At 51.0% G+C, this 15730-nt stretch carries 16 protein-coding genes; 11 read left to right on the top strand and 5 right to left on the bottom strand.

Going from position 1 to position 15730, the window contains the following annotated elements:
• Positions 1-84: 84 nt before the first annotated feature.
• The 4 genes from AC566Q_RS18220 to AC566Q_RS18205 are packed head-to-tail and all read right to left on the bottom strand — an operon-like array spanning position 85 to position 4063.
• Positions 85-3141: a Tn3 family transposase gene (locus tag AC566Q_RS18220; protein WP_499609161.1), complete on the bottom strand. Its 3057-nt coding sequence runs from the start codon at positions 3139-3141 to the stop codon at positions 85-87.
• Between the two features lie 30 nt (positions 3142-3171).
• A complete protein-coding gene (locus AC566Q_RS18215; RefSeq protein WP_499609158.1) occupies positions 3172-3486 on the bottom strand; it encodes a type II toxin-antitoxin system RelE/ParE family toxin in 315 nt (104 codons plus the stop codon).
• Between the two features lie 9 nt (positions 3487-3495).
• Positions 3496-3774 carry an arylsulfatase regulator gene (locus AC566Q_RS18210; RefSeq protein ID WP_499609155.1) on the bottom strand — a complete coding sequence of 93 codons (279 nt, stop codon included), beginning with the start codon at positions 3772-3774 and terminating at the stop codon, positions 3496-3498.
• 28 nt (positions 3775-3802) lie between these two features.
• Positions 3803-4063, bottom strand: coding sequence for a type II toxin-antitoxin system Phd/YefM family antitoxin (locus AC566Q_RS18205; RefSeq protein WP_499609153.1), 261 nt, complete (start codon positions 4061-4063; stop codon positions 3803-3805).
• A gap of 189 nt (positions 4064-4252) precedes the next feature.
• On the opposite strand from AC566Q_RS18205, the gene merR reads away from it, so the two are divergent.
• The 5 genes from merR to AC566Q_RS18180 all read left to right on the top strand — a co-directional run bounded on the left by merR (position 4253) and on the right by AC566Q_RS18180 (position 7843).
• Positions 4253-4666, top strand: coding sequence for a mercury resistance transcriptional regulator MerR (merR, locus tag AC566Q_RS18200; RefSeq protein ID WP_499617548.1), 414 nt, complete (start codon positions 4253-4255; stop codon positions 4664-4666).
• 60 nt (positions 4667-4726) lie between these two features.
• Positions 4727-5086, top strand: coding sequence for a mercuric transporter MerT family protein (locus AC566Q_RS18195; protein ID WP_499609150.1), 360 nt, complete (start codon positions 4727-4729; stop codon positions 5084-5086).
• Positions 5087-5103: 17 nt separating this feature from the next.
• The gene (gene merP, locus AC566Q_RS18190; protein WP_050660120.1) at positions 5104-5391 is read left to right on the top strand and encodes a mercury resistance system periplasmic binding protein MerP; all 288 of its coding nucleotides are present in this window, start codon (positions 5104-5106) and stop codon (positions 5389-5391) included.
• A complete protein-coding gene (locus AC566Q_RS18185; RefSeq protein ID WP_427616048.1) occupies positions 5388-5624 on the top strand; it encodes a GDCCVxC domain-containing (seleno)protein in 237 nt (78 codons plus the stop codon). The genes merP and AC566Q_RS18185 overlap by 4 nt, the downstream gene beginning before the upstream one ends.
• A gap of 230 nt (positions 5625-5854) precedes the next feature.
• On the top strand, positions 5855-7843 hold the full coding sequence (locus tag AC566Q_RS18180) for a cytochrome c/FTR1 family iron permease (RefSeq protein ID WP_499609146.1): 1989 nt from the start codon (positions 5855-5857) through the stop codon (positions 7841-7843).
• Here AC566Q_RS18180 and cadR read toward each other — a convergent pair.
• Complete coding sequence (cadR, locus tag AC566Q_RS18175) at positions 7821-8228, bottom strand: Cd(II)/Pb(II)-responsive transcriptional regulator (protein ID WP_105935174.1); 408 nt, start codon at positions 8226-8228, stop codon at positions 7821-7823. The two genes, AC566Q_RS18180 and cadR, sit on opposite strands and share 23 nt — an antisense overlap.
• Positions 8229-8305: 77 nt before the next feature.
• Between cadR and AC566Q_RS18170 the strand changes: the two genes are divergently transcribed.
• From AC566Q_RS18170 to AC566Q_RS18145, 6 genes are all read left to right on the top strand, one after another.
• On the top strand, positions 8306-9205 hold the full coding sequence (locus tag AC566Q_RS18170) for a cation efflux transmembrane domain-containing protein (RefSeq protein ID WP_011711494.1): 900 nt from the start codon (positions 8306-8308) through the stop codon (positions 9203-9205).
• 315 nt (positions 9206-9520) lie between these two features.
• On the top strand, positions 9521-9652 hold the full coding sequence (locus tag AC566Q_RS18165; protein WP_499609142.1) for a hypothetical protein: 132 nt from the start codon (positions 9521-9523) through the stop codon (positions 9650-9652).
• Positions 9653-9836: 184 nt separating this feature from the next.
• A complete protein-coding gene (locus AC566Q_RS18160; RefSeq protein ID WP_499609139.1) occupies positions 9837-11177 on the top strand; it encodes a TolC family protein in 1341 nt (446 codons plus the stop codon).
• A complete protein-coding gene (locus tag AC566Q_RS18155; RefSeq protein WP_011711492.1) occupies positions 11174-12115 on the top strand; it encodes an efflux RND transporter periplasmic adaptor subunit in 942 nt (313 codons plus the stop codon). The genes AC566Q_RS18160 and AC566Q_RS18155 overlap by 4 nt, the downstream gene beginning before the upstream one ends.
• Before the next feature lie 74 nt (positions 12116-12189).
• The gene (locus tag AC566Q_RS18150) at positions 12190-15330 is read left to right on the top strand and encodes an efflux RND transporter permease subunit (protein ID WP_499609136.1); all 3141 of its coding nucleotides are present in this window, start codon (positions 12190-12192) and stop codon (positions 15328-15330) included.
• A 77-nt stretch (positions 15331-15407) separates the two neighbouring features.
• Complete coding sequence (locus tag AC566Q_RS18145) at positions 15408-15728, top strand: P-II family nitrogen regulator (protein WP_037431672.1); 321 nt, start codon at positions 15408-15410, stop codon at positions 15726-15728.
• Positions 15729-15730: the final 2 nt, after the last annotated feature.

Raw genomic sequence — 15730 nt, 5'->3', positions numbered from 1 at the left:
TACCCGAACGGTATCTATAAGGGGTTCTGTGGAAGAACCGACAAATTTGACAAGTTTGCACAAACGACCAAATTACGATCAACTCTAAAGCCCATCGTCACGCCAAAAATGCTGTTTCACATGATCCTCTAATATCCTTGCCATCGCTTCCACATTAATTTTCCCACTGCTTTTCTTGAAGTTATACCGGCCCGTAAATAAAGTATGTGTCCAGGCAATCGGTGAAATCCGGGTAAATTCGTCAATGATCCCTTGTGAGGCACCATTGGCCAGCATCCTTTGGTACACGGCATTCAAGATCATGCTATTGTAGGCCACGATACAGTTCGCGATTAACCTGGCAGCATGGGCGCTGACCCGGTTTTCGACGATTCTTTTACCTTGAAAGATGCCATTATAAGTCTTCCGGATATTGCTCTGAAGCTGATGGTAGGCTTCTGTTCTGTTGCGGGCGCTTCGGATTGCTTTTCTGAGCTGCATATCATCAATCAGATTGAGAACATGGATACTCTTGAAGAGGGTATTGTATTCGAACAGTGCCGCTTTTAGCCTGGCGTAACGGGCATGAGAGTTAAGTTTGCGAATGATATTGCTTTGGGTGTTCTCCTGCATGATGAGTGAAAGCAATACGCGCATGATACCTCGACGTTGAGATCTGATGCGCTCCACATTAATTACGCCTTTGGGTTTTAGGAGGCCGGTGTCGTAGTCTAGTGGTGTTGCTGCATAAATATCGTCGGCAGCGTCCCGCACATTTTTGATGCTGGGAACATAATCCACGTCGATGGAATCCAGCGTGACAAAATTCAGCTTGTTCAATGAATGGTTATCACCGGTTACCATTTGGATATCAATATCGGTTTTGTTGTTGTAGATCATGTCGTACAGCGAATGTCCTTCGTATTCGTTCAGGCCGATATTTTTCGCATTGACCGCTACATAGTTGGCGAGCAGCGTGTAGAGTGAGATGTCTCGGCCTCTACCCAGGTACTTTCTAGAATAACGGGACTGAATAGTGCTGTCGGAGGTCGAATGTTTTTGTCCATCGGCATCGGCCAGCACTTTCTCATCCATGAGGTTCCACTGTTTGAAAATCGGTAAGGCGTGAATATGATTGCTGACAATATCATTGGCGGCGCACAGCGTATCCACTCGCACGAAATCCTCACGCATTGCACGCAACTGGCTGATTTCGAGATCGGACATATCAGCCATTTTCAATGTGCCGAACCCAAATGCCTCGGATAATAAGCAGGCGTTGATCGCCAGCGGCACCGGTTTTTTCCGCTTGGTGTAGCGATCTTTCATGTGAGTAAATGCGCTCCACATTCCGATCCGATTGCCGATGAACATGACGATACTGGCAATATCGACCTTGGGCAGATTTTTGAAGAAAGCATCATCCAGTTTTTCTACACTGTCATAGAGCAAACTCCAGTGCTGCTGTCCGGTCTTGGTTTCTCGAACATTAAATCCAGGATTATCATTCTCACGGATATTGTGAGTCGTTCGCGCCCAGGCGTTATTCAGCTCCTGAAGCGCCTCATCAAGTCGCTGATCACAGTAGATGGGTATCTTGGGATAACCAAACTCCGCAGCGATCTTCTCAACATCATCTACCAGTGCATCGTCCACCAGATCGGTGTCGATATCACAGTATGAGACGCTGTCATTGCAATAGAGGCGGCCTCGGTCAATTTCATGGTAAATCTTCTGGTAAACAAAGAACTCGAACAGATACGGATCAAGGTGCGTATCACTCGACTCCCGCTTTAAATATTGATTCATGTTTTTAGGGATGGTGAATCCCAGGTCATCACAGATCTTTAAATCCGATGGGCTCTTTCCACTGGCATAATGCGCTTTCAATAGATTAATCAGATCACCGATGTAACTGTTTTCCTTGTAGTACTCCAAATTGACTGTTGTAAATATCGGACGAAGATACAAAGCAAATATGCGTGAAGATTTACCATAGTACTCCCACAAAGCGGCTTTCTTATCAAAAGATTTTCCTTCCAGAAACTCCGCCATGGCTGAAAACTGTTCTTTGGGTAACAAGCTGTAGGCTGCCTCATTCAGTTCATCCTGGCTCAGGTTGGGGTTTCGGTTTGGGAACCACTTCAAAAACTTGGCCAACTTGGGAAAATCGGTCACCACCTTGGAGCTGTGCTCCATGTGAGCCATTGAGGCGTAGGTCTTGCCGGCGTCCATGATTGCGCGCGTGTGATAGCAAAAACTGACTATCAGATTATCCATGATCTGTTGGTAGCGATGGTAAACAAAGCACAGCGCATAAAGCCATTGTTGCGGTTTACCCAGCCGACGTAAGCGGGACGCGGCATACTGTTCGGCAATATCGGCGTAGTAGCGAACCGCATTCTTTGACAGACCCAGGGACGGAATAAAACCCTTCGCAAACTCGTACAGCTCCTCAATCCGCAGGGCTTTGTCCACTTCCGATTTGACCGCCGTATACTGAAAATCTTTTTGATCGGCGCGGATGATATTGAGCGCCGTAATGCCATCATCTCGCCGCACCAGCGCCACAAGCTGATCGCTGATGGAAGTCGGAATAGACGAAATGGCGTTGTTTAGTCGCTGCTCCTCAGCGGCAAAAGCGCGGCTGAACATGTCCTGAAACGTTCGATAGGACGGAATGATTAAATTCTGGTGATCGAAAAACGTGAGTAACTGCCGGAAAGCACTGTGTCCTTTTGGGTAGTAGCGTAATAACAGACCGATGTGGGATTCTATTTCTGCCGTAAACTGAGGTGACCAGCTTCGGTAGTCGAAAAGCGACAGTATCGCCTGGCGTTGCTTACGTGAATATTCACGGGAAAGGCTTCCGGTGAACTGTGCCGCATCTGTTCCGTTGTAGTAGGTAGCAACGATATATTCAACATCGGCACTGACTTCATCAAGTGAATAGTTAAAAAACTGCTGCTTGGCTTTGAAGTAACCCAATTGCAGAATGAAGTGGATACGGGTCTGGGTATTGCGAAACTGCTCAAGTGCAGTGCGTTCTGCCGTGCTCAATGAAAAATAGAGGCATTGTTCATGGGCATTGAAATCCGGGCGAGTATATAACTCTTCGACTTCCGTGCTGGATAACAGCTGAATACGTTCGATACTCTCCATCACGAGTGCGGTTTCAATGCGGCCAGATCATCAAAACAGCTCGCGCCCGTCCAGGTGGTTCATTGGTACCATCCGTTTGTGCAGGACACCAAAAACCACCAACTGCTGCTCATGCAACACGTAATAGATGACATGACTGACATGGGGGAAGCTCAACACCTCCGCGCCCACGTCCGGCCTGGGTTTTCCCAAGGAAGGTGTTTCCGTCAGCAGGCGAAGAGTTTGCCGGAGTTCGGACAGGTACTTTATCGATTGTGCCTCCCCCCATTGTTTTAGGGTAAAGCGGCGAATGTCGATGAGGTCAGATTGAGCATCTGGGGTTAAGCGGTAATTTGATACAGTCATTTGGCCGGGCTAATGATCCTTGGGAACCTCGACAATGCCATCGGCAATACCCCGAGCCAGCATTTCCATAAGTTTGGCGAAACGATAAAAGCCATCGTACCGCTGGCAGATGTCATCCATTTGGATGCGTGACGTACTGTCCATCACCCGCTTGAACGCATCCATATAGTCATAGCAAGTTTGTAATAATTGCGCATCGCCGGTTTCGTTGCAGGGAAACTGGCGCGCGTGGTTATGGATGATTTCCACCATCTGGAGTTGTTCTGCATTAAGTTCGACAGCAGGCATTTTGCTTCTCCGAGAAATTGTATCGTTCCTAGTCGTGATGACCTGATTCCAATGCATTAAAAAATGCTTCACCATCGACCAGGTTGCCTGTTGCGATATCGGCTTTTGCCTGCGCAACCCTTGATTGCAGCAACCGCAACTTGAGCGCTTCAATGCTCTCGTACTCATCCATTGAGATAACCACGGCAACGGGCTTGCCGTTTTTATTGATCTGGATTGGCGCGCGTTGCGCTTTTAGCAGCAGGTCGCCAAACTGGGTTTTGGCTTCATTGGCCGAAAGTGTATCCATTGTCTGGCTCCTCACTATGAATCGTTCGATTCGTTCAGTATACTCGAACCGAGCGATCTTCGTCAAAACGCCAACGCGGTCCATTTATTTGCCACCCGCTCGGTACGAAGACCGCGGTTAAATGCCTCCTATTGCTGGTCGTGGTTTCGGGCTATAATACTCCGTACTTAGGTACGGTATTAGTGGAGCATTATGTATACCATCAGTCAGCTTGCCAGGGCCGCAGGCGTCAATGTCGAAACCGTCCGCTATTACGAACGCCGTGGTCTTATTGAACAACCTGATAAGCCAGCAGAAGGTTACCGTCGCTATCCAGAAACCACGTTGGACCGGATTCGTTTTATAAAGCGCGCCCAGGAACTGGGGTTATCCCTGGAGGAAATCACCAATCTGCTGATACTGGGTCAATCCCATTGCTCGGAAGTCCAGGAGTTGGCGGAAGGCAAAATGATCAGCGTGCGGGCAAAAATCAACGATCTGTGCCGCCTGGAGCAAGTTTTGGAAGATTTAATCATTCAGTGCCGCACCAATCCTGACAACACCGCCTGCCCTATTGTGGAGTCGTTGCAACCTGATCCAGACCTCTACCTAAGGCGGACTTGACTCCGTACCGAAGTACGGCGTTTACACTGACTTCATTGAATGCATTTCATGGAGTCTGTCATGCCCGTAAAAGACGAGTTCGCCAAACATAATCTCCCCCTGATAGGCGGTGTGCTGGCTGCGGTTGGCGCCAGTCTTTGCTGCGTTGGCCCGTTCGTTTTACTCACATTGGGGATCAGCGGGGCCTGGATCGGTAACCTGACTGTATTGGAGCCCTACCGTCCCGTATTCATCATGCTTGTTATGTTGTTGCTCGGTTGGGCTGGCTGGCAGGTTTATCGACCGGTCGATACCTGTGAACCGGGAACCGTCTGCGCTGTGCCGCAAACTCGGAAACGGCGGCAAATGGTTTTCTGGATCGCTGCAATCGTGGCGCTGGTGCTCGTCACCAGCACCTACTGGATTCCTCTGTTCGCATGAACACTCTGGAGCTAACCATGCAGAAAATCATTCTCGGTCTCGTATTCACCATCGCCAGCTTCTCGGCCTGGGCCAAGCCACAAACCATCACGCTGGATCTGCCAACCATGAACTGTGCCATGTGCCCGATCACGGTCAAAAAGGCACTCACCAAGGTCCAAGGCGTAACAAAAGCCGAGGTCAGTTATGAGCATAAGCAAGCCGTAGTAACCTTTGAGGATTCCCTGACCAACGCTGACAGATTGGTCGAAGCGACCACCCATGCCGGTTATCCATCGACCATCGTGAAAACGGAAACACCATGATGCCAGAGGTGATTTTGCAGTCAGTGCTGACTTGTCCCGAATGCGGCCATAAAAAAACAGAATCCATGCCCACCGACGCGTGTCAGTGGTTCTACGAGTGTGAGCAGTGCCATGTTTTATTGAAGCCGAAGCTCGGTGACTGCTGTGTCTACTGTTCCTATGGCTCGGTACCATGCCCGCCGATACAGTTGTCACAGGGCAATAAAGACACAGGAACCTGTTGCGGCGGTTAAGTGGACCTCGCAAATCTGCATGTCACTCACCCGGTTAAGTCGATGATTTTCCAGTATCAATCCACCTTCAATGATCTCTGTAAGATTAAGGAGCGAGCCTTGGGAAGGCCTCTCTATCAAAACGGTTTCCAACCGACTGTAATTTTTACTTCTCTTGACTCTATAGCGGCTATAGAGTATACAATTGCGATCAATAATCATTAGCGATTCATGAATAAGAGAACACCGAGATGTTTGATTGCAGATTGCAACGCCTGAAACGAGCCACCCTTCATGCCATCATATTTCTGATGCTGCCACTTTCTCTATCTGCCGGGGCGAATGAAGCTGAGATCCCAGACAACGTTACTCAACTCCGGCAACTGGCACAGCTCGCTGAATACATAGGCGTTGATTATGCCGAAGCGGTGAAAAACGGTCAGGTAATTAATGACAATGAATATCAGGAGATGGTGGAGTTTTCACAACTGATTGTTAGCAAGAGCTCGCTGGCCGCCACTGCTGATGCAGAGTCACTCGCAGTGCAAGCAATGGCATTGCAGAGGGCCATCCATGATAAGAAAGGTGTTGATGAGATCCGTCAAATGAGTGCCAGCCTACGCGGCACATTGTTGGGATTGATGCCACATTTATCCCTGCCGGAACGGATATTACCTCAAGAAAAAATCCGGCCGGTATTTGAGACTAACTGCGGATCTTGCCATGGAGTATCTGGTCAAGGTGACGGAGTGCTGGCAGCACAACTCGATCCCGCACCCACGGACTTTACCGATAAAGAGCGGGCATTAAATCGATCAATTTTGGGTTTATACGACGCCATTACCAATGGCATTGACGACACCGCCATGCCATCTTTTCAACAACTAACGGAGCAAGAGCGTTGGTCAATGGCATTCTATGTCGGTGGACTCGCTTTTCAATCCAGCGAACCTACTCACAATGATTTGAATATTACCAAACTGCAGCTGATTAATCACAACCCACTGCAACTGGCAGCAGCACGCCCTGATATAACCCTACAAGCTTTGGAGAGTTTACGCGCTAACCCCTCGGCATTATTCAAGGCATCCCAAGATCCCTTGGCAATCACATGGAATCGACTTCAAGCCGCCCAAAAAGCGCATCAGAAGGGAGATTTTTCAACCGCAAGTGAACTCGCCGTCAGTGCTTATCTGGACGGTTTTGAACTGATTGAAAACAGCCTCGATGCGCATGACAAAGCACTGCGCCAATCCATCGAGTCCAACATGATGGCACTACGACAATTGACCAGCCGCCCCGAGGTAAACGGAGAATTGGGTGCGCTAATGGCGGAGACGCGGCATTTGTTGGATGACGCACAACGTTTGTTATCAGAGTCCACCTTGTCCGAAGGAACTTTATTCACTGCTAGTCTGGTCATATTGTTGCGCGAAGGCCTGGAGGCATTGCTGGTTATCATTGCCTTAACGACGGTTTTGATAAGAACCGGGCGTCGGGATGCGCTTAAATATGTCCACATAGGCTGGATTGCGGCATTACTTGCCGGTGGTGCCACCTGGATCGCCGCTCAATCGTTGATCACGATCAGTGGTGCCAATCGTGAAATCATGGAGGGAATTGCCGCTTTATTGGCCGCGTTGGTACTGCTCTATGTTGGGATCTGGATGCATAGCAAAACCCAGGCTGCACAATGGCAAGCCTACATTCAGCAACATGTCGATACCCAACTTAAGTCTGGCACCTTGTGGGGGCTGGTGGCGTTGGCATTTGTGGCGGTTTACCGGGAGGTGTTTGAAACCGTATTATTTTATCAATCGCTGTTAACGCAGGCGGTATCAACCCAATATTCTTCTGTTGGTGGTGGCTTTGCGCTCGGTTTGTTGCTGTTAGCCATATTGGCGTGGGTGTTGATTCGCTTTTCCGTCAAGCTGCCGATCGCCAAATTCTTTTCAGCCACCACCTACTTGCTGCTAGCGCTGGCATTTGTCCTGATGGGCAAAGCTGTGTCGGCATTACAGGAGGCGGCCATCATCGGTATGACGCCATTACCTGTGAGTTTTGAGATTGACTGGATTGGCGTCAAATCCACCTGGCAAGGCGTGCTTGCGCAACTTTCGGTACTTCTGGTTTACCTGGTATTTTTAATACTATCCAAATCAAAACGCGCAACATCACCGCCGATAACACAGGCGTCCGATTTCAAGCGCGTAAGTGTTACCGCTTCTGATGCTGATTAGTGGTTAACGTTTGCAAGATGCCGCACTGTTCGATCGTCCTTCCACTGGAGCAGCTGCGGCGAAGTACTTTCAAATGCTCGCGCAGCTGAACCAGCTCCTGAATGCGCGTTTCCACTTGTTGAATGTGCGTATCCATCATGCGATTGACTTGATCACATTGCGCACCCGGTGAGCGTTTTAATGTGAGTAGCTGGCGGATCTCGGACAAACTGAGATCCAGGTTACGGCAGAGCTTGATAAATAGCAGCTGTTCGACAGCAGCTTCATCGTAAAGTCGAAAATTGCCGTCACTACGCTGTGTCGTGCACAGCAACTGTTCTTTTTCATAGTAACGGATAGTTTGCACCGAGCAATCCGTCTTTTTTGCCAGCTCGCCAATCTTCATTTATTCAATCTCTGTGCTTGACTCTATAGTAACTATAGAGTTTAAACTGCCCACCTTGGATAGAACAAGGGTTTTTTATGACGACCACATGCGGTGGCAATTGCCAAAATAACGCGACGGAGAACACTCCCCAAATTGCCGAAGTACACGACGCTTCTCATGGCGGCTTTGTTAGTGAGTATCATGTCCCCAAGATGGACTGTCCTTCAGAGGAAGGCATGATCCGTATGGCGTTGGACAGTGTGCATCCTAAAGTCACATTGGAATTCGATACCCCCAAGCGCAAGGTGAGTGTCTACCATGGTGATAACGCTGACCTTATTAAAAAAAGAATGCAATCAGTCGGTCTGGGCGCGAGACTTGTCAGTACAATGCCCGTCGCCAGCGAGTCCATCGCCCGTGCGCAGGCGTCTGCAAAACAGGAGGCAGAAAGAGAAGCTGGCATTCTCAAGTGGCTACTGGCAATCAATGGCATCATGTTTGTCATTGAAATTACTGTCGGCTGGTGGGCGCAATCCACTGGTTTGATTGCGGACTCCCTGGATATGTTCGCTGATGCCGCCGTCTACGGCGTGGCGCTGTATGCCGTAGGGCACAGTGTGCGGATGAAGTTGCGTGCAGCCCATTTTTCCGGTTGGCTTCAGATCATTCTCGCCTTGGGCGCTTTGGGCGAGGTGGTAAGGCGATTAGTATTGGGTAGTGAACCGGTTTCCACTTTGATGATGAGCTTCGGGCTTGTTGCCTTGGCGGCCAATGTGACCTGTCTGCTGTTGATTGCCAAAAGCCGGGATAGCGGCGCCCATATGAAAGCCAGCTGGATTTTCTCCGCCAATGACGTGATTGCCAATCTAGGGGTGATCCTTGCCGGTGGATTGGTGGCCTGGACGGGCTCACGTTATCCAGACTTGGTGATTGGCCTTATCATCGGTTTGATTGTGTTGAATGGTGCGCGCCGTATCTTGCAGCTCAAGTCCTGAGCCGAGCACAATATGAACAACAAGCAATGGTCTTTTTTTGATAACTCGCCAATAAAAATCCTCGACCTGGCTCGCTTTGATAAGCGGATAACAGGTAAACGAAAGGCGCTGGGACAATCGGGGATTGAATCCGTAATCAAGGGTGGACTGCTTCGCAGTTTATTCCATTTCATTGGGGTTATGTTCGGTTTATGAGTCGAAAAGCACTGTCTTATCTGCTGTTACTCTTGATTGCACTGCAATCAGTGACAGCTATGGCTGACGTGCATCCCATTAATTATTCGGATACAGCCCCTTATTCCTCTGATTTCATCGATGGCTCATCATCGTGAGTACTGGATAGCTCGACCGCTACTGATCCCACTGATCAGAATATGTCCACTGACTGCCTGTTTCATTGCCATCACCATGGCTGCCATTGCCATGTCTATTTATCCGGTAACCTGACTCACCCAAACTTTTTGCATAAACATTCGTTGCATAACGACTCTCAAGCCCTCATTCCCGAGGCCCCATCCTCGTCGCTGTACCGCCCTCCAATCGCCTGATTTTACCGATTATGTTTTTTCTGTGTTGCCGTTATCGTTGCAACGCGCGGTTTGAATTATCTTAAATAAGTAGGATCTACCATATGCTATCAATACGTACTGCGCCGGGTTCTGGCGCTTTGGGGCGGAGGAATATCAAAAGCCGCTGCATTCTGTTCAGTTTATTATTTTTTATTTCTTCGTCGGGGCTTAACGCCGCACCTGGGGACTCAACGATCACGCTGACCAATGCGGTGCAGCGCGCCTTGTCACAAAACCCGTCTTTAAAAGTTTTTCCCTACCGCTACGCAGCCCTTCAAGGGCAGGCCGAAACAGCCGGGTTAAGACCGGCGTATGAGCTGGGATTTGACGCTGAAAATGTCGGGGGCACTGGGGACTTCAGCGGCGCAAGTGGTGCTGAACTCACCATTGCGCTGTCTTCGGTCATCGAAATGGGGGATAAGCGCGCGGCACGGCAAGGCGTAATCTCCCACAGTCGGTCGGTGCTCAATGCCAGCCGACAGGTGGAATCCTTGGCCTTATTGGGCGAAGTCACCCGCCGTTACGTCGATGTGCTAGCAGCACAGGAGCAGGTCACCCTGGCTGGCGAGGCCGCCCAATTGGCGAGCGAGAGCTTACGCATTGTGAAAAAGCGGGCTACGGCGGGAGCGACACCCGAGGCGGAAGTCAAACGGGCACAGGCCGCTGCCGAGCAAGCGAAGCTCGCTTTGCTTTCGGAGCAGCAACGGCTTGCTTATTTGAAAGTGTCGTTGTCTGCCCTGTGGGGGGTAACCTCACCGGACTTTGACAAAGTGGAAGGTGATCTATTCCAGTTTGGCGAGGACGTGGCATTCGACCTGTTGTACGCCAAAGTTGAAAAAAATCCTGCGATAGAAGTATTCGCAGCAGAGTCCCGCCTCAAAGAAGCAGAAATACGCCTTGCTCAAACCCAATCCAGTGCCGATATCAGTTGGTCGGTGGGGGTTCGTCGCTTGCAGGAAACCGATGACACCGCGTTGGTAGCGGGTTTCAGCATGCCGTTGTTTTCCGGCAAGCGAAATGTCGGCGCCGTTTCGACCGCGTTGGCCGAAAAAAATCAGGTGTTGGCAGAGCGCGATGTAATGCTGCTGGATCTACACACGCAACTGTTCCGGGCTTTTCACAACCGCAAACAAGCCATTGTCGCGGTAGAGGCACTGCGCACCGCCATCATTCCCGCCCTTGAGCAGGCCCTGGTAGAAACTCAGGCGGCCTATCAACGCGGTCGCTACGGGTATCTCGACTATGTCAGCGCGCGGCAGGAATTATTGAGCGCCAGGCGCACCCAGATCGAAGCGGCCGCAGCCGCCTTAACCTATGGTGCAGAAATTGAGCAGCTAACAGCAGAGCCCTTGGCCTTGACACAGTATGGCGAAGACAACACATTTTCAGGAACCCCACAATGAAATCAAATACCCAGTTAAAAAAATCATTTATCCGTCTAATTACGTGTTGCTTTGCGATCACCCTGTTGTCTGGACAAACTTTCGCCGAGACGGGTCACGGAGAAGAGGAAGAGCACGGTGAAGAAGGCCACGTCGAGCTGACCCAGGAGCAGATAAAACATGCCGGCATTACGCTGGCAACCGTTACCTCGGGCAGCATCCGCGATGTTTTGCCAGTATATGGCGTCGTCGCCACCAACGCAGAGCGTGTACAGTCGGTAACGGCACGCTTCGACGGCGTTATTCGGGAAGTTAAAAAAAGTGTTGGTGATCCGGTTCGCAAAGGCGAACCCCTGGTGACTGTGGAAGCGAATGAAAGTCTGAAAACCTATTCGATAGTATCCGCACTCAATGGTGCCGTTACCCAGCGGAATGCAAACGCTGGCGAGCACACTACGGATATCCCGTTGTTGGTAGTACAGGATTTCTCAACGGTTTGGGTGGAGCTGTCGGTTTTTCCCAAGGATGTTGCTCAGGTTGAATTAGGCCAGCGGGTTCGCATTCTCAGTCTCGATTCGACCCATATCGCAGAGGGAAAAATCATCTATATTGCGCCGCTTGGCCAAACTGGTAATCAGGCCATTATGGCGCGCGCTTTGATCGACAACCCGAATGGCATTTGGAAACCCGGTCTCTTTGTCAACGCGCAAATCACCCGCGCCGAAATAGCCGCTCCAATGGTGATCCGCAACGAAGCCTTGCAAATCGTCGAGGATAACCCTGTCGTTTTTGTTCGGGGTGAGGAAGGTTTTGAAGCACGTACAGTGACTTTGGGGCGAACCGACGGTGAGCTAACCGAAGTGGTGGCAGGTCTGTCCGCAGATGAAGTGTATGTCAGCAAAAACAGTTTTATTTTGAAAGCGGAATTGGGTAAAGGGGAGGTTGGCGATGATGATTAATAGCTCCCTGAAAGACATTCTGGATTCCATCGGCCGGAGCAGCATTCTATCGCCGCTCAACGAAGGAGTGTGTGATGATCGATAAACTCATTCAATTTTCCATCGCACGCCGCTGGCTGGTGATGTTTCTGGTGCTGGTAACGGGCGCCCTGGGTGTCTGGAACTATCAGCAGCTACCCATTGACGCGGTACCCGATATCACCAATGTCCAGGTGCAAATCAATACCGAAGCTCCCGGCTACTCACCGCTGGAAGTGGAGCAACGCATTACCTACCTGGTAGAACTGGCGATCACGGGGTTGCCCTATGTTGAGAGTACCCGTTCGATATCACGCTATGCCCTGTCTCAGGTGACCGTGGTGTTTGAAAAAGGCACGGACATTTACTTTGCCCGCAATCTTATCAACGAGCGCTTGCAGCAGGCGAAAAGCGAGATGCCTTCGGGAATCGATCCGGCGATGGGACCCGTTGCCACAGGCCTCGGTGAAATCTTTCACTATGCGGTGCATGCGAAACCGGGCGCCTTGATGGAAAATGGTGAGCCGTATGATGCGACGGCCTTACGCACCTTGCAGGATTGGGTGATACGTCCGCAATTGCGCCTGGTTCCAGGTGTTACCGAAGTCAATACCATTGGCGGCTTTGAAAAGCAGTTCCACGTCACCCCGGAACCGTCAAAACTGCTGGCCTACCAGCTCAGCTTCGACGATCTGGTGGCGGCATTGGAGAAAAACAACGCCAACATCGGTGCCGGATATATCGAAAAAAATGGCGAACAATACCTGATTCGTGCCCCCGGACAGGTAGCTGACATCCCGGCGATCGAAAAAATCATCGTCGCTCGTCGAGCCGGGTTACCCATTACCGTGGCTGATGTGGCCGAGGTCGGATTCGGCAAAGAGTTGCGCACAGGTGCCGCTACTCGCGATGGTGAGGAGACTGTATTGGGTACCGCCGTCATGCTGCTGGGAGGTAATAGTCGGACGGTTTCCCAGGATGTGTCGGCCAAGTTGTTGGAGATCAATAAGACGCTGCCCGAGGGCGTGATTGCCGAACCGGTTTATAACCGTACGGTACTGGTCGATAAAACCATTGCCACGGTGCAGGCCAACCTGGCCGAAGGTGCGGTATTGGTTGTCGTCGTGCTCCTGATCATGCTCGGCAACGTCCGGGCGGCCTTACTCACCGCAATGGTGATTCCATTGTCGATGTTGATGTTGATGACGGGCATGGTGCAAACCAAGGTCAGCGCCAATCTGATGAGTTTGGGCGCACTCGATTTTGGCTTGATTGTGGATGGTGCGGTGATCATTGTCGAAAACTGTATCATGCGCTTGGCTGGGCGACAGCATCATCTTGGGCGCACCTTAAAACTGGATGAGCGTTTTCAAACGGTGTTTGCGGCCACCCGCGAGGTTTTTGCGCCGAGTTTGATCAGCGTGTTAGTGGTGATTCTGGTGAACTTACCCATCCTGGCTTTGACGGGCGTGGAAGGCAAAATGTTTACGCCCATGGCTATGGCGGTGATCATGGCCTTGCTGTCTGCGTTGGTGCTGTCACTCACCTTCGTCCCTGCCGCCGTGGCGCTGTTTATGACGGGGCATATCGAGGAGAAGGACAATTTTATTGTTCGCCACTCCAAACGGTTTTACGCCCCGGTTTTGGCGTGGGCGCTAAAGTTTCGCGTTCTCGTATTGTCTGCGGCCCTGATCTTTGTGGTTTTGGTCGGCGCACTGGCCACGCGGATGGGGACGGAATTTATCCCTAATCTGGATGAGGGCGATATTGCCGTCCAGGCACTGCGAATACCCGGCACCAGTCTCACTCAATCCCTGGATATGCAGTTTCAACTGGAAAAAGCGGTTCTGGAAATCCCTGAAGTCAAAACCTACTTCGCGCGCGTCGGCACGGCCGAAGTTGCCAGTGACCCCATGGGGCCCAACATTTCCGATGGCTATGTCATGCTCAGGGATCGCAGTGAATGGCCCGATCCTGATAAAACCAAAGCGCAGCTGTTGGAAGAAATTGGTGAGAAACTGACGTTGTTGCCGGGAAATGCCTATGAGATCAGCCAGCCGATCCAACTGCGCTTCAATGAATTGATTTCTGGTGTGCGATCAGACCTCGGGATCAAGGTGTTCGGCGATGATTTGGACCAGCTGCTTAAATCGGGCAGCGAAATCGCGGCGGTATTGACTGGCATCGAGGGCGCCGAAGGTGTCAAGGTCGAACAGGTATCCGGTTTGCCTATTCTGTCCATTAATGCTGATCGTTCAGCTATGTATCGTTATGGCTTGAATGTCGCCGATGTGCAGGACGTAGTCGCCGCCGCCACGGGCGGTGAGGAGGCTGGCCTGATCTTTGAAGGCGATCAACGTTTCTCGATAGTGGTGCGAGTGGCCGAGGGCATAAGGGGCGACTTGCGCGCGTTGGAACGTTTGCCGATACCGCTGCCAGAGGGCGGCTACGTACCGCTGCGGGAAGTGGCCAGTCTCACGCTGGCCCCTGGACCTAATCAGATCTCTCGCGAAAACGGCAAGCGGCGACTGGTTGTCAGCGCGAACGTTCGCGGTCGTGATTTGGGTGGTTTTGTGGCTGAAGTTCAGGGCAAAGTTGCGCAACAGGTGAAATTGCCGCCCGGCTATTGGCTGGAGTATGGAGGCACCTTTGAGCAACTGCAATCGGCCTCGCAGCGGTTAAGCCTGCTTGTCCCCGTCACTTTGGTGATGATTTTTGCACTGTTGATGATGACCTTTGGTTCGGCAAAAGATGCGGCATTGGTCTTCAGTGGCGTACCGCTGGCGCTGACCGGTGGCGTTATCGCCTTGTGGTTAAGAGATATTCCCCTCTCGATCACAGCCGGCGTTGGGTTTATTACCTTATGCGGGGTTTCTGTACTGACGGGGGTCATGATGGTGTCGGCCTTTCGGGATGAGCTCAATCGCGGTGAATCCGTCGAGCAGGCGATTCTGGGCGGCGCCATGTTGAGATTGCGGCCGATATTGATGGTCGCTCTGGTGGCCGCATTAGGTTTCCTGCCGATGGCACTCAATACCAGCACCGGGGCGGAAGTTCAGCGGCCACTGGCCACGGTGGTTATCGGCGGCATTATCTCTTCCACGTTACTTACGTTATTGGTGCTCCCCGGTCTGTATCGATTGGCTTGGCGAAGGCCAAAAGCGATTGATAACAATGGCGAACCGATCGCTGAGTAATACCCGCTGGATCGCGGCAAGCATCCTCTTGCCGCGATCCATCTAACAGTAATAGCGAATTTTTTTGGAGTATTTACATGAAACAAATTACCGCCTTTATCCACCACGTTCGATCCGCTGATGTCATCGACGCACTGCGTGACGCGGGTTACAAAAACCTATCGCTACTCGACATCAAGGGTACTTTGAAGCCCCTCGGGGAGCGGGAATTGGCCTATTCTGCCGAAGCTGGCGTGGTTATCTCAGAAGTCCAATTATCACTGGTCTGTGATGACAATCAGGTGGATGAGGTGACGACCATCATTCGCAAAACCGGGAAAATCGGACCCAACATATCCGGTTGGGTATACGTCACCCCTGTCGAGCAAGCGCTACCGATTGGAGGAAAAGAAAATTAACT

Source organism: Alteromonas sp. H02 (assembly GCF_059682525.1).
This window is presented reverse-complemented; position numbering and strand designations above follow the sequence as displayed.

What these genes read in the sequence shown, in the direction of transcription:
- AC566Q_RS18220 (WP_499609161.1), bottom strand. Translation starts at nt 3,141, where the DNA reads ATGGAGAGTATCGAACGTATTCAGCTGTTATCCAGCACGGAAGTCGAA.
- AC566Q_RS18215 (WP_499609158.1), bottom strand. Translation starts at nt 3,486, where the DNA reads ATGACTGTATCAAATTACCGCTTAACCCCAGATGCTCAATCTGACCTC.
- AC566Q_RS18210 (WP_499609155.1), bottom strand. Translation starts at nt 3,774, where the DNA reads ATGCCTGCTGTCGAACTTAATGCAGAACAACTCCAGATGGTGGAAATC.
- AC566Q_RS18205 (WP_499609153.1), bottom strand. Translation starts at nt 4,063, where the DNA reads ATGGATACACTTTCGGCCAATGAAGCCAAAACCCAGTTTGGCGACCTG.
- AC566Q_RS18195 (WP_499609150.1), top strand. Translation starts at nt 4,727, where the DNA reads ATGCCCGTAAAAGACGAGTTCGCCAAACATAATCTCCCCCTGATAGGC.
- merP (WP_050660120.1), top strand. Translation starts at nt 5,104, where the DNA reads ATGCAGAAAATCATTCTCGGTCTCGTATTCACCATCGCCAGCTTCTCG.
- AC566Q_RS18185 (WP_427616048.1), top strand. Translation starts at nt 5,388, where the DNA reads ATGATGCCAGAGGTGATTTTGCAGTCAGTGCTGACTTGTCCCGAATGC.
- AC566Q_RS18180 (WP_499609146.1), top strand. Translation starts at nt 5,855, where the DNA reads ATGTTTGATTGCAGATTGCAACGCCTGAAACGAGCCACCCTTCATGCC.
- cadR (WP_105935174.1), bottom strand. Translation starts at nt 8,228, where the DNA reads ATGAAGATTGGCGAGCTGGCAAAAAAGACGGATTGCTCGGTGCAAACT.
- AC566Q_RS18170 (WP_011711494.1), top strand. Translation starts at nt 8,306, where the DNA reads ATGACGACCACATGCGGTGGCAATTGCCAAAATAACGCGACGGAGAAC.
- AC566Q_RS18165 (WP_499609142.1), top strand. Translation starts at nt 9,521, where the DNA reads ATGGCTCATCATCGTGAGTACTGGATAGCTCGACCGCTACTGATCCCA.
- AC566Q_RS18160 (WP_499609139.1), top strand. Translation starts at nt 9,837, where the DNA reads ATGCTATCAATACGTACTGCGCCGGGTTCTGGCGCTTTGGGGCGGAGG.
- AC566Q_RS18155 (WP_011711492.1), top strand. Translation starts at nt 11,174, where the DNA reads ATGAAATCAAATACCCAGTTAAAAAAATCATTTATCCGTCTAATTACG.
- AC566Q_RS18150 (WP_499609136.1), top strand. Translation starts at nt 12,190, where the DNA reads ATGATCGATAAACTCATTCAATTTTCCATCGCACGCCGCTGGCTGGTG.
- AC566Q_RS18145 (WP_037431672.1), top strand. Translation starts at nt 15,408, where the DNA reads ATGAAACAAATTACCGCCTTTATCCACCACGTTCGATCCGCTGATGTC.